This window comes from Rubinisphaera italica, assembly GCF_007859715.1.
Taxonomy (GTDB): Bacteria; Planctomycetota; Planctomycetia; order Planctomycetales; family Planctomycetaceae; genus Rubinisphaera; species Rubinisphaera italica.
This window is the reverse complement of sequence record NZ_SJPG01000001.1, coordinates 5950366-5964077: the sequence shown is the minus strand read 5'-3', so window position 1 is coordinate 5964077 and position 13712 is coordinate 5950366. Positions and strand designations below refer to the sequence as shown.

General features: G+C 49.6%; 8 protein-coding genes and 1 pseudogene. 6 read left to right on the top strand and 3 right to left on the bottom strand.

The annotated features are described in order from the left end of the window. Positions 1 to 177 precede the first annotated feature (177 nt). The gene (locus tag Pan54_RS22745) at positions 178 to 921 is read left to right on the top strand and encodes a hypothetical protein (RefSeq protein WP_146505739.1); all 744 of its coding nucleotides are present in this window, start codon (positions 178 to 180) and stop codon (positions 919 to 921) included. A gap of 46 nt (positions 922 to 967) precedes the next feature. On the opposite strand, the gene Pan54_RS22740 is transcribed toward Pan54_RS22745, so the two are convergent. Next, positions 968 to 2497: a DUF1570 domain-containing protein gene (locus Pan54_RS22740; protein WP_146505738.1), complete on the bottom strand. Its 1530-nt coding sequence runs from the start codon at positions 2495 to 2497 to the stop codon at positions 968 to 970. Between the two features lie 776 nt (positions 2498 to 3273). Between Pan54_RS22740 and secA the strand changes: the two genes are divergently transcribed. The 4 genes and pseudogenes from secA (at position 3274) to Pan54_RS22720 (ending at position 9299) form a co-directional block, all read left to right on the top strand. Then, on the top strand, positions 3274 to 6825 hold the full coding sequence (secA, locus tag Pan54_RS22735; RefSeq protein WP_146505737.1) for a preprotein translocase subunit SecA: 3552 nt from the start codon (positions 3274 to 3276) through the stop codon (positions 6823 to 6825). Positions 6826 to 6888: 63 nt separating this feature from the next. After that, positions 6889 to 7270: pseudogene (locus tag Pan54_RS26875) on the top strand (transposase). Positions 7271 to 7342: 72 nt separating this feature from the next. After that, positions 7343 to 7876: a hypothetical protein gene (locus tag Pan54_RS22725; protein WP_146505736.1), complete on the top strand. Its 534-nt coding sequence runs from the start codon at positions 7343 to 7345 to the stop codon at positions 7874 to 7876. Positions 7877 to 8537: 661 nt separating this feature from the next. Further along, a complete protein-coding gene (locus Pan54_RS22720) occupies positions 8538 to 9299 on the top strand; it encodes a cyanophycinase (RefSeq protein WP_146505735.1) in 762 nt (253 codons plus the stop codon). 413 nt (positions 9300 to 9712) lie between these two features. Here the strand turns inward: Pan54_RS22720 and Pan54_RS22715 are convergent, their stop codons facing one another. Further along, on the bottom strand, positions 9713 to 11176 hold the full coding sequence (locus Pan54_RS22715) for a hypothetical protein (protein WP_146505734.1): 1464 nt from the start codon (positions 11174 to 11176) through the stop codon (positions 9713 to 9715). Between the two features lie 401 nt (positions 11177 to 11577). Here Pan54_RS22715 and Pan54_RS22710 point away from each other — a divergent pair, with 401 nt between their 5' ends. Further along, on the top strand, positions 11578 to 12396 hold the full coding sequence (locus Pan54_RS22710) for a sugar phosphate isomerase/epimerase family protein (RefSeq protein WP_146505733.1): 819 nt from the start codon (positions 11578 to 11580) through the stop codon (positions 12394 to 12396). 344 nt (positions 12397 to 12740) lie between these two features. Here the strand turns inward: Pan54_RS22710 and Pan54_RS22705 are convergent, their stop codons facing one another. Then, positions 12741 to 13289, bottom strand: coding sequence for a hypothetical protein (locus tag Pan54_RS22705; protein ID WP_242631404.1), 549 nt, complete (start codon positions 13287 to 13289; stop codon positions 12741 to 12743). Positions 13290 to 13712 lie beyond the last annotated feature (423 nt).

The window sequence follows — 13712 nt, the reverse complement described above, 5'->3', positions numbered from 1 at the left end:
TTTATGAAAAATCAATATAATAATCCATAGATCAAGAATCACAGATTTTACCTTGGACGTAACTTTACTTTCGAAAATGCTCCTTCCAACTTGCAAAAAAATCTCCCACTGCGTATCTTTTTGTGTACATTTGTGTAATTGGCCGCATTTTCATTTTTTAAAAGTAGAGTATCGATTATGGATGAATCTCTTGCAAAAATTAGTACATCAATCGGAATTGGTGCCTTTTTTCTGTTAGGCTTGTGCCTAATTATTGAGTTAATTCGCCCTTCATTTATTCTTCGTTACCTCAAATCTGATCATATTCCAAAAGGTATTTCTACGTCATTTGTATTAGCTATTGCATTTGTGTTTGGATTGCTAATTGAAAATCTATCATCATACGTTGCTGATCGTATTGATTATTTAACACCGTTACCGAATGAGAAAAGTTTGCGCGCACAAGTGCTTTTGCGGGAAGGTCTGAAAGATCGTTACACGAACTCAGATTATATGATGGATTTTTTGTTTAAAACCAATGTCCCGCAAGAACAGATTGATATTTTAAAGAATGGTGCAGGCGACACACCATTAAAAGATTTATCAGTTAACGATATATATTACACCGCTAAGAATATTGTTTACAGAGAAGACAACTACTTTATAGAATTGACTTATTTTCAGTCACGGGTCAATTTCGCTAGGTCATTCACTTTGGCATGTGTATTGCTTACTACTTTTTCTTTATTCGCGATACTCTTCTGCTTTAATTCACCTAATAAAATACCTGCTAAAATTCTTGTAAAACGTATTTTATTTTGCGTATTACTATTTTTTTGTCTTTATGTAATAGGCCGGTATGCATATACATCTGAGGAGATTGAATTTAATCAAAGAGTATTTGGATACTTCCTTTCATTAATCCATAGTGCCAACTCTTAATTTTTACTTAAACATGGTGTTTAAATATTATTTTCACTTTTACCTTCTACTGAATCACCTCCAACCCGCCCACCGCTTCCTCCTGATCCTGAATATACTCCCGATACTGACGATCAAGCGTCGGAAACGGAACGCCGGTCAGTTCGTCGAGGCCCTGGACGTTGCCTTGGATGGTGGGGTTGGAGTGATAAATCTGGGCGAGGTAGTGCATCAGGGGGATGCGGTATTTGCCTTTTTGGTAGTGCATGAAGAAATGAGCGAGGCCGGAGGCCTGGCTGTAGCGTTTTTGGAGTTCGGGGGTGGAGCCGGTTTGATAGGGGATCATGCCGAGCCTGGAGAAGATTTGCAGCGGGACGTAATACTCTTCCTGCAAGACTCGATGCCGGGCCCAGTAAAAGCGGATGAAGCGGGGATCGCCGACGTCGTATTCGAAGCCATCGGGTGTTTCGGTGACGGTGAATGATTCCATATAACAGGCGATGCCTTCGACAATCCAGAAGTTGGCATCGCGGCCGACATCCCGTTTCTGCAAATGGCTCTCGTACATCAACTGATGCGTCACTTCATGAAAGATGGTGGCATCGTTATTGGCTTCGGCATCGAAATAGAAGTAGGAGGTGCGGTCTTCGAGTTGATAGAGTCCGTTGGTCATCGCAATTTGCGGAATTCGGCTGATGAGCCGTTCGACATATTCTTCTTTCTTACGAAAGAAATGCACTTCATACCGCTGGCTGCGGGTTTTCGCGCGGCCGTTGGTGGAGTCGAATAACTGACGGATTTGAGCGGGGGAATTGTAAAAGGGGGCAAATGTGGAGATGAAGTAGTCGTAAAATGTTTCCAGTTTGCGCCCGAGTTCGACACCTTCTTCGAGTCCGACGTTGGTTTTGATCTGAAAATGTTCGGTTTCGATATCCCAGCCTCGATTGAAATCCTGCCGCAATAACGCCTCTTTCTCAGCCGAGAGCCAGGCATTGCCGAGATTTCGCTCGCCGGCTTCGTAGCGGGCGACGTCGTCCTGCTTAATCCAGCCAAACCGGGGATGATCGACTTCCTTATTACGCAGCTTATCCCGCTCGAAGGTCGTCATCCATTCCTCACCCTGCCGAACATATCCCCGCATGAGCCGGGCGGAGGTGTGATCGGAATCGAACTGCAGCAACAGATTGATGAGCTCAAAGGCAAATGTAGGTGAAGTCGTTTGCGAGCGCCTGGCCAGTAGATAAAGTTTCTGGGCATATTTTTCACAATTCTGACGAAATTCGACATGCAAATCTCGCTCGTCTGGTGGGAGATCGAACCGGATTTCCGGCTTGATTTTCCGGGGCAGGGTGCTGAGTTGCTCTTTTTCTCCGGAGAGAAGAGCCAGTTTGAGATCGATTTCCGTGACCAGGTCACGATTTGTCAACTGAGCCGCCTGGACTCGGAGTTCGGTCAAATCGTCAATCAGTTGCTCAGTTTCGGTCTGATAATCCTCATAAGCTCGTTCCAGTCGGCTATCGGCCTGAACAGATGAAGTGGTCAGGATGAGGGGGAGAATTAGAAAACAGAATTTATTAAGGTGGGAGTGTCTATTCACTGGGCTGCTCTTTATGGACAAATTCGTGAGACTGGACAGGAATTTATAAACTGGAAATGCCGTAATGTACTTCAGTGTAAGGTGATACGTAAATTCTTCGCTCCCCCCTCGCTGACACTTTGGGTTTGGATGGTCACTTGGGTGGCGGGGGCGCTCCGCTTTAGCGGAAGCCCCCGGAAGTTGTGAGTTCGGGGGCTTCTCTTCGAGAGCGCCCCCGCCACCCACGTCAAATTTATATCAATGATGGTTGATTGCTGGTTAATGTCTCCGCCTGCCAAAAGTCGCCGTGAATTCCGTGCAACCCGCCATTGACCCCATTTTACAATCGCAATAACATTTTACATTGTTATTACTTACGGCATCCGTACAGACAAACCGCAAATTCAGTGCCAGTCTGGCGCGACGTTTGCCAGATGGATTGTTATGATGCTGAGTGATCGACAATGCTGTCATTATGGCAATTCGGATACATTGTGCCTGAATTTGCCAAATGAGCCAAGGGCATTGTTCACTCAAACAAACAGCTCCATCAGTCCTGTGCGGATCTCGTTCAGGATGGATCGATATGAAATCGACGCGCAAGGTGCGTACAGGAAAATCGTTTACTTATAGAACAGACAGACGAACTGGATTTGAGCGTTGAAGATTGAGAGTTGCAGGAATCGAACTATTAAACCCTCAACACTCAACCATTAACCCTCAACCCACTTAGTCAGGAACTTTGGCGGCGGATCGTTGAATTCGTCATTTGCGAAGTGTCTGAGGATAGAAGAGTCATGGAATTTCTGGAAAAGCTTGGCGACTGGTTTACAGGCCTGACGTCATTGATCGATTCGTTTATCAAGCGGTTTTTCGGCTCCGATAACGACCGACTGATTCGCAAAATTGGTTTCGTTCGCGATAAGGACGGCAACGACACGATCACGCCGGGCAGTGCCCTCGACCGTATCGATCAGCTCGAACCCGAATACGAGAAACTTTCCGAAGGGGAGCTGAAAGGTCTCACGGAGAAATTCCGCGCCCGCCTGAACGACGGCGAAACGATGGACGACATTCTGCCGGAAGCCTTTGCTGCGGTTCGCGAAGGCGGTAAGCGATATCTCAAAATGCGTCACTATCCCGTGCAGATGGTCGGGGGTTATGTGCTGCATAAGGGCAATATTGCCGAAATGGTGACTGGGGAAGGTAAGACGCTCGTCTCGACATTGCCCGCTTATCTGAACGCCCTGGCTGGCAAAGTGCATGTCGTAACGGTCAACGATTACCTGGCCAAACGCGATATGGAATGGATGGGAGCCCTGCATATTGGACTCGGCCTGAACGTCGGCGCGATTCAATCGCAGATGTCGTATCTCGAACGACAGGCCGCTTATGCCTGCGATATCACATACGGCACAAACAACGAACTCGGCTTCGATTACCTCCGCGACAATATGAAACCCCGAGCCGACATGCAGGTGCAAGGCCCGCTCGATTTCGCCATCGTCGATGAAATCGACAACATTCTGATCGACGAAGCCCGAACTCCGCTCATCATTTCCGGACCTGCTCACGACAATCTGGAAAAATATCCCCTGGCTCACAAAATTGCCAAGCAACTCCAGCGGGATGAGCATTTCGAAGTCAAAGAAAAAGAACATACCTGCCATCTGACTGACGAGGGAATTCGTCGCGCAGAAGAACTGGCAGGCGTCGATAGTTTCTACACAGCCGGCAACATGGAATGGCCGCATTTAATTGATAACTCACTGCGAGCCATCCACCTGTTCAAGAAGGATGTGACTTACGTTGTCGAAAACGGCGAAGTCGTTATTGTCGATGAACATACAGGCCGCAAAATGTATGGACGGCAGTGGAGCGATGGTTTGCATCAGGCTGTCGAAGCCAAAGAAGGGGTCAAAATCAAAGAGACGACCCAGACACTCGCCACGATTACCCTGCAGAACTTCTTCAAACTTTATGGCAAACTTGGCGGCATGACCGGAACCGCCATGACCGAAGCGAACGAGTTCTACAAGATTTATAAACTCGATGTCATCGCCATCCCGACCAACCGACCAACCCAACGAAAGAACTTCCCGGATGTCATTTTCCAGTCGTCCGAAGAAAAATGGAAAGCGGTTTGCGAAGAAATTCGGGATGTCGGTAAAACGGGACGTCCGATTCTTGTCGGTACCGCTTCTATCGAGAACTCTGAACTGATCAGTAAAAAGCTTAAAAAGTACGGTATTGAACACGGCGTGTTGAACGCGAAGTATCATGAAAAAGAAGCCGAGATTGTTTCACAGGCGGGCCGACTGAACGCGGTCACCATCTCGACCAACATGGCTGGTCGTGGTACCGATATCATCCTCGGCGGTAACCCGGAGCATCTCGCCTGGGAAGAACTCAAAGAGCGATACGGCTCCCGACTCGATGTCCCCAAATCGGAATGGGATGACACCTCCCGTAAAATCGCCGATCGCGAAGGCATGAAAGAGGAAGCAAAAGTCGTCCGCGACAAAGGCGGCCTGTATGTGATCGGTACTGAACGTCACGAAGCTCGCCGTATCGACCTGCAGTTGCGTGGTCGTTCCGGACGCCAGGGCGATCCCGGTTCGAGCCGCTTCTTCATCTCTCTCGAAGATGACCTGATGCGAATTTTCGCGGGCGATTTCGTTCGCAGCCTCCTCGGCTCGCTCGGGATGAAAGATGGCGAAGCGATCGAAAGTCCGATGGTCACCCGTCAAATCGAAAAGGCTCAGAAGAAACGCGAAGAGACGCACTTCGAACAGCGTAAGAATCTGCTCGAATATGACGAAGTGATGGACGAACAACGCAAGCGAGTTTACACCTACCGTCAGCAGATTCTCGATGGGGCGAACTGCCGTCAGTTGATTCTCGATATGATCGAACGTCAGGTTGGACGAGCGGTCGATCACTTCCTCGATAAGGATTACCGCTGGGAAACCATTGCCGCCTGGACGCATCAAAACTTCCTCGTTGAAGTCGAGCCGAGCGAAATTCGCGGGATGGAAGCCGATCAACTCAAGCAGTACCTCAAAGAACAGGCGATGCGGCAGGCAGAGGATGAGATCGTCGAACAAATCGAAGAATTCCTGCCCGCAGATGCGGAAAATCAACGCGACTGGAACTGGCTCGGCCTGGCTCGCTGGGCCAACAACCGATTCAGCATCAATCTCAACGATAAAGAACTCAAGGAAGCCGGTCGCGATAACCTCACCGTGCTCATTTACGATCGTGCTCAAAAGTCTCTCGAAAAACTCGACTTCTCGAATGTCGATCACATGCTCGATGACCAACTCGGCGCGAAGACCGTCAGTGGCTGGTTGAGCCAGCAGTATGGAATTCATATTCCTGCAGAAGAGTTCAAGGAACTCGAGCAACATCAGGTCGAAGAACTTGTGCTTGATCGGATTATCAAAGACTACCGCAACCGCGAAATCAGCTTCCCGGTTTCCGTCGGCATGTCCCGCTTCATGAGTCGTTCCCGCAACAGCGATCAGTTCGATCGTCAGGGCCTGGCTCGCTGGGCCGAGTCGCGATTCCGCACGCATTTCGAAATGGAATCGATCGACAACAAATCCCGCAACGATCTCGAAGAACTGCTCATCCAACGCAGCCGGGATTTTTATCCGGGCGAGAAGTTAACTGAAGAAGTCGAAGAAAAAATCGGGGCCACTTACAAGTCCACTGGAGAGGAATCAGCCGAACCAAACACCCCGGCTCTGCAGGGGATGATTGACTGGGCCAATCAGCAGTTTGAAGCGAGCCTGAATGTCGACGAGTTCACCGGCGTGACAGCCGTCGAAGCGCAGAATCGACTGCTGCGGGAATTCGACTCGCATTACCGCCCCGAGTTTTCTCAGGCCGAGCGATCAATTCTGCTCGAAGTGCTCGACCATGCCTGGAAAGAGCATCTGTACTTCATGGACCATCTCCGCTCGGGAATTGGTCTGGTCAGTTATGCCCAGAAGGATCCGAAGGTTGAGTACAAACGCGAAGGGATGAAAGCGTTCGAGCAGATGTGGATGCGTGTCGGCGAGCAGGTCACCTCGGCCATCTTCCGCGTCGAAAACGAAAGCCCGGACTTCGTCGGCTCCCTCTGGAACATCTCCTCAGCGACCCACGCGGTTCCCGATGCCTCGATCCCCGAAACCAACGGCACCCACGAATCGAGTAGCCAATCCCAACCCGGCCCCGAACCAGGAGCCCCGGAACAACCAATCGACCCGATCCGCAACACCGGAGACAAAGTCGGCCGCAACGACCCCTGCCCCTGCGGCAGCGGCAAAAAATACAAAAAATGCTGCGGAGCAAACGACTGAGTAAAAACCAAAGTTATGTAGGGCAGGCTCCTGCCTGCCTTCCTTTTGTGGAAGGTCGATTGAATGCCGAATTATCGACGTGCCTCTATCCCTGGCGGGACATATTTCTTTACAGTTGTCACTCATCGCCGACGTCGATTATTTCACCTCGCAGAAAATCGAATGATTCTCGGTGATGCAATCCGCGAATGTCAGCGAGATTGGCCTTTCCTACTCAACGCCGTCGTTCTCTTGCCAGATCACTGGCACGCGATTTGGACCTCACTTCGATTACATCCACTACAATCCCGTCAAACACCAACTCGTCGAGTGTCCGAAAGATTGGGAAGCGACAAGCTTCCATCGTTGGGTGAAGCAAGGAGTCTACCCTGATGACTGGGGCTGCAAAAATTATCCGCCAATCAAAATTTCTGAAACGAAGAATGATTATGGAGAACCACTGTAAGCACAATCCAGGGAAGGCAGGCAGGAGCCTGCCCTACTGGGCTATGCATTTAGCACGATACGAAAATCCACCATGCAAATTACAATAACTCTATCAGATGCAGAAGCCTCTCAACTCCAATCGATGGCTAATGCAATGAAACTCGATCTCGAAGAGACTCTTCGCGTCTATCTTCGATCATTATACAGTGCCTCGCATGACTTACCATTCAAACCAGCTTCGGAGATGAGTTACGAAGAGGCTCTTGCGATTGTTCGTCACGCTGAATCCGGAATAGATGGTACATTTTTTCGTTTAAGAATGGGGAATGATCCAGGGTTAGCAGAAACATTACGACTGCGGATGGCATTGCGAGTTCTCTTTCACCATTTACGCGAGAAAGATTCCATTCCACTTCCAGTATGCGAAGCCGCCGCCTCTATTCTCTTTCATGAACGCGAAGCACGCATAAATCTTCAATCGAATAGCTCAAATATCCGTCCAGAATTACTCAGTTCTGAACTCTTCGATATCCAACTTCACGCGTTTCAACTTCTCAGTGGGGCGAGTTATGATGCTGATCGCGTCCGTCCCGATCTCGGGGATCATATGGATAATTCAGCTTGAGTATGCTGTGCTTTCGCAGGGTGGCCAAACCGATTTTGTCGGTTGGGTGCTGAAAGCACAAGATGCTTTACCGTTCGCGCTCCATGTCTATCTAAACTGCGAATTCATCATCCACGGGATGGCCCAGACGCATTCGTCTGGCCCTTACTGGTTTTTGAGTCGTTGGATGTTTTCAAAGTCGGAATCCGTATGTTGGTTTCCTCTTGTCGCTCCGCGACCCAACTGACAAAATCGGTCGTGCGATCCGCGTTTAAACGCACCTTTCTCTGGGTGTTATTGCACGAGCATTTATAATTCACGTCAAATTCAAATTGAAAGAAAGGTGCGTCTCGACGCACCCTACTTCACTCACGGATTCAAGTCACGCCTGCATATTGAACACTATCGCGACACACGAGATACCGATATCGCGGCGTTGGTCAGGATTGGGCAAAGCGCCGGATTTGATATTGTCGACACAGAAGCACACAATTGGGCATCACCTGCACCTGCGGGAAGCGATGACTAGTAATCGTAAGAGTGGGATTAAACGCACCTTTCCTCACTTCGTCCACCCAAATAGCGGGTTGAAGTCTTCATTCGAATGGGATTTCAAATCGTAAGCCGCTACATGAAACTATAAACATCGACAGAATACTACTTCACTCCATTGAGGGCGGTCATGCATTTAATCTTCACCACACTCATCATAACTCTTGTCCTCACAACAACCGCGAAAGGTCAGGAAGGTGATGTTTCGCCAAAGCTGGTGATTTGTGGCGGGGGATCGATGCCCGATAGTGTATTCCAACGTTTTCTCAAAATGGCAGGCCCCAAACCAAATCTGGTCGTCATTCCAACTGCGTCCAGTCGCGACTTAGACCCCGAAAAGGTTCAAAAACTCTGGCGATCTCGCGGATTCCAGGATGTTTTTGTGCTGCACACAAACAATCGTAACGTCGCCTCAACCAGCGAATTCATCGAGCCGCTGAAAACGGCAACAGCGATCTGGTTCTGTGGAGGTTCACAGCAGCGAATTGCCGACGCCTATCTCAACACACTCCTGGAAAAAGAAGTGTACGAACTGATTCAGCGCGGCGGAGTCGTTGGAGGAACATCCGCAGGGGCCGCGATCCAGTCCCGTGTCATGATCGCCAGTGGAAGCCGTGAGCCAAAAATCTCAACCGGTTTGGACTTGTTGCCAGGCTCGATCATCGATCAACATTTTTTGAAGAGAAACCGGATTCCCCGACTGCTCGTCGCCATACGCGCTCATCCCCACCTCATCGGATTCGGCATTGATGAGGGAACTGCCCTGATAACCCAAGAGGGCAATGCCCAGGTTATTGGGAAATCGTTTGTGCTTCGAATGGAATCCGTCGAAGGAATGATTCAGCTAGACGCGTACAACAATGGTGAAGAGGTGCCGCTGGCGAACCGCTAATTGGTGGGTGGCGCCGGTTGTGCGAAGCAGCTACGGTGTGACGTAATCACAAGTGGTGACATGCCTCCACGCAGGGTGGCCAAACCGACTTGGTCGGTTGGCTGCTGAAAGTATAAGATGCTTTACCGTTGGCGATCCATGTCTATGGAAGTATTGCAGGGTACGTCTTGACGCACCCTACTATTCTGGTTGACTAAGGGCATAAAAAAAGAGCCGCACTTGAGGAGTGCGGCTCTCTAAGGAGACGAGAGAGACATCGTAGGAGCTGTCAATCAGGTGCGAGATTCACGCTCGCTCTTGATTGCGACTTTTGGATTCAAGGTTGACTTGAAGGTCCAGGAGTCAGTTGGTTCGTCCTTTCGTCTGGGGAGGAACAGTGTGTCCTCCCCGGAGCGAGGTAATCGTTTGAGCCTTTACAGGCACTCTTTGCAGTTTTCGGTGCAGTTCTCAGTTCCGCAGCCGCATTCGTCCTGGCAGCAACCGTTGTCGCAGCAGATGGGAACGCGGACACAGATTTCCCGAGGCACGCAGCGAGTTTTCTTCACCATGATGGTCCGTGGCACGCACTTCGTTTTCGTCACATACTTGACGTCGCGAACTTTGTGGCAGGTGGTGTAAGGGACGCAGCGAGTGCGGCATTCCTTGACCATTTTACAGGTTGTGTAAGGAACTCGTCGTTTGACAGTTTCACATTTCCAGGTGCAGGTGGTGTACGGCACTCGTTTGGTGATACAGCGTTCGACAAAGTGACATGTCGTGTAAGGAACACGGCAGTGCTTGGTTTCTTTAATCATTTTGCAGGTCGTGTAAGGCACACGTCGAGTGTGACATTCTTTGACCATTTTGCAGGTTGTGTAAGGAACGCGTTTCTTAACTGTGCAAGGAATTCGCTCGCAGACAGTGTAAGGAACTCGTCGTGTTTTGACGCAGGTTTCGTAACGAACGCTGCAGACTTTTTTCTTCACAGTTTTCGGGCACCAGACCTGGCGACAGACAGTGTATCCACCGCTGCATTTTGTCATGCTGGTGCAGTCCGGGCAGTTGTTGCAATCGCTGCAGCCTTCTGCACATTCGTCGCCGCAACCTTCATTACAGCCATCCACACAACCTTCTGTGCAGCCGTTGAATCCACCGAAGTGGTTCATGTGACAACGTGAACGTCGACCACGAGGCATATCGCAGCAGGAAGATTCACAGCAGGGAACGCGTTCCCGAACGGTTTTCCATTCGCCGCAGCAAACATCAACCCAGTGTGTTTCGCGAACAGGCTTGCAGACGGTGTAACATACGTCGCGGTAGCAGGTTCGTGTTTTGGTTTTGTACTGAGTACAGCACACAGTTTTGTAACATGTCTTGTAAACCGGACGGCATGTCGTGTAACAGACGTTGCGATAGCAGGTCCGTGTGACAGGTCGGCTCACAGTATAGCAATGATCGCGATAGCAAGTTTTGTAGACTGGCTTACGAACCTTAGTTGTCACCTTGCGATAACAGGTTTTGTAAACTGGTTTACGGACTTTTTCACAGACAGTGCGGTAGCAGGTTTTGTACACAGGCTTGCAGACTGTGTATTTTTCCTGACGGTAGCAGGTCTTGAAGACGGTTTTGGTGCAGCGAACCGGTACGGTTTCGCAGCAGGTGTCGTAAACAGTGACCGGGCAGCAATACTCTTGATTTTCCCAGATCGTCTTTTTGACGGTCTGATATTGGGGGCAGCAACGCTTTTTGGCGTAGCCGAAATGTCCCCAGGCTCCACAGGTTTCGACAGGGCAGCATTCGTAGCTGTCTGCACCGCAATACGCGGCTTGTGACGTGCCGCTCATTGCGCACATGACCAGTGCGAATGCAGCGACTGATATCCAGGCTGCTGACTTCATAGCTAGTGTCCCTCTTTCCTCGGCTTCATTGGTGAATTCAATGAAGCAATTCCAAATTGAAACCAGAGACCACACGCTGACATTGGTGCAATCTCAACTGACTCATAGCGCGGTAATCAAATTGCGCCATTCTTGTTATCGTCGCTCATTCTTCGCAAACTTCTCATTTTGTGCATCTATTTCATAATTCGCAGTCGCTCTGTGCTTTGTTGATTGTGCAATTCTTGTAACCGGAATATCCGACACGGACTCGTCAGTTGATGAGAATCTATGGGTCCTTTAATTTGACAGCTCCCTGAGATAAGGTATGAGGAGGAGCGAAGGGAAATGGTGAAACGGGAAGAACGTATCTTCTACGCGGGAAACCATTTGCGATAATCACAACTTAAGGTGCGATTGCGATGCGATTTGGAATATGTCAGGAACTGTTTGAGGGTTGGTCCTGGGAGCGGCAGTGTGAATTCATAGCCAATACAGGTTATACGGGCGTCGAAGTTGCCCCGTTCACTTTGGCTTCACGAGCTAATGAAGTGACCGATCAGGAACGTGTCCGGTTGGTGAAAGTCGCCCAGGAAGCCGGGCTGGAAATTATTGGACTGCATTGGCTGCTCGCTAAGACGGAAGGTTTTTACCTCACAACCAGCGATGCTGATGTGCAAAAACAAACGGCCGACTATTTCGTGGAACTGACACGATTGTGTGCAGACTTAAATGGCAAAGTGATGGTGCTCGGCTCTCCTCAGCAGCGCAGCTTGCTTCCAGGGATGAGTCAGAAAGAAGCCGACGAAAATGCGATTCGAGTGCTCAGTCAGGTTCTGCCTGTCTTAGAGGAGAATAAAATTGTGCTCTGTCTGGAGCCATTGTCCCGACAGGAAACCGATTACATGATTACCTGCGCTCAGGCCAAAGTGATCATCGATCACTTCCAGAGCCCTTCGATTCAACTGCATCAGGATGTGAAAGCGATGTCGGATGAGTCGACGTCCATTCCCGAACTGATTCATCAGTTCAAGGATGTGACTGGCCACTTTCATGCTAACGATGTCAACCTGCGTGGGCCGGGGATGGGCGAGGTCGACTTCCAGCCGATCTTCAAAGCCCTGAAAGAAACCAACTACGACGGCTGGGTTTCTGTGGAAGTTTTCGACTATTCCCCAGGTGCAGAGAAGATTGCGATCGATTCTCTGGAGTATATGAAGCGTGTGTGGGAGAGTTGTTAATCGGGAACCGCAGATGAATGCGGATTGACGCAGATGTTGGTTAAATAAGTCGACTTATTACCTGAAGCGTCAGGGCATTTTTGCACGAAACACCTTACCCCCAAGCGTCAGCTAGGGGACGGCGTTTATACAACATTCGGGTTAAACTTATTCAGTGATTTACTTAATGCCTTCTCGTGAAAAAAACTGAGCGATAAGGGAACGAATCGTCTGTCACTGGACAAAACATGCCGTCCCCTCGCTAACGCGTCGGGTTAAGATCATTCGATCAGCGCAAACAAAAACAGGCGGATGTCTTGATGACATTCGCCTGTTTTTTGAGATGCGATTGTGTTCTTAATCGATTATTCCGAGGCTGGTCCGGCACAGCGGATGAGGTGATCGTGGTCGATGTAAACCACTTCTTCAGTCGCATCAGTGTGAGTGAACGGAATAGGCCAGGTGCTGCGGATGGTTTCGTCGTAGTACACGGTGCACTTGTAGTGACAGTGGTGGAGTCGAGCCGGTCCGACCATCGGGTAGAAACGGCAGTCGTCCAGTCGGTCGACAATCGGTTCGACTGTCATGCGGACGTTGTTCCGACAGGTTTCTGAAAGGAACCAGACTCCGCCAGCTGTGTTGTCGGGAAGAGCCCGCATCACTTCATCGGGAGAAGGAGGATCCAGACAGAAGATCGGAGCGTTCTCGCCCTCGACAGGATCGAGAACCGGAACTTTGTCGTACCGTTCCTCATCCCAATATTTGTCTTCGATTTTTTGACTCCAGTAAGGATTCACTGGAATGATTGGAGTCGTTTCCCAGAATCGTGCCAGTACGAAGGCTGTGTTAATAAAGCCTCCATATAGGGTACAGCCACTGTTCGAGACCGCCAAACCGGCCAACAGAACACACATGGCCGATCGCCTTAGGATGTTTCGCCAGTTGATCATATTCGCATCTCCGAATCCCTGGGGCGACCGTGTCTCTGAAGGAGAGAACGACCGACGCTTGTTTGGGCGACCAGTCCCTGGTCTGCAGAATTGTGTGTGAGGTAAACTTCGCTTGATTCCTATTGCGAACGCAACAGGCTTCTGTATTAGGTATCGATCTTTACAGCCGCTCATCTTGTGAAAATATTCCGATTTTGCGGCTGATATCGAAAATTCCTGTTTATCGGGCTTTGACAGAAGTGCATAGCGTGCCTGCCATTACTGAAATTGAACATGAGAGAGGTGAAATCAGGTGAAGGCGAGCTGTGGCAGTTATGCCACGGGTGTTGTCACGATCATTGTGCGTCTGGTTGGAAAAGAAAATTCAAAAATTTGTGATTACTCGAT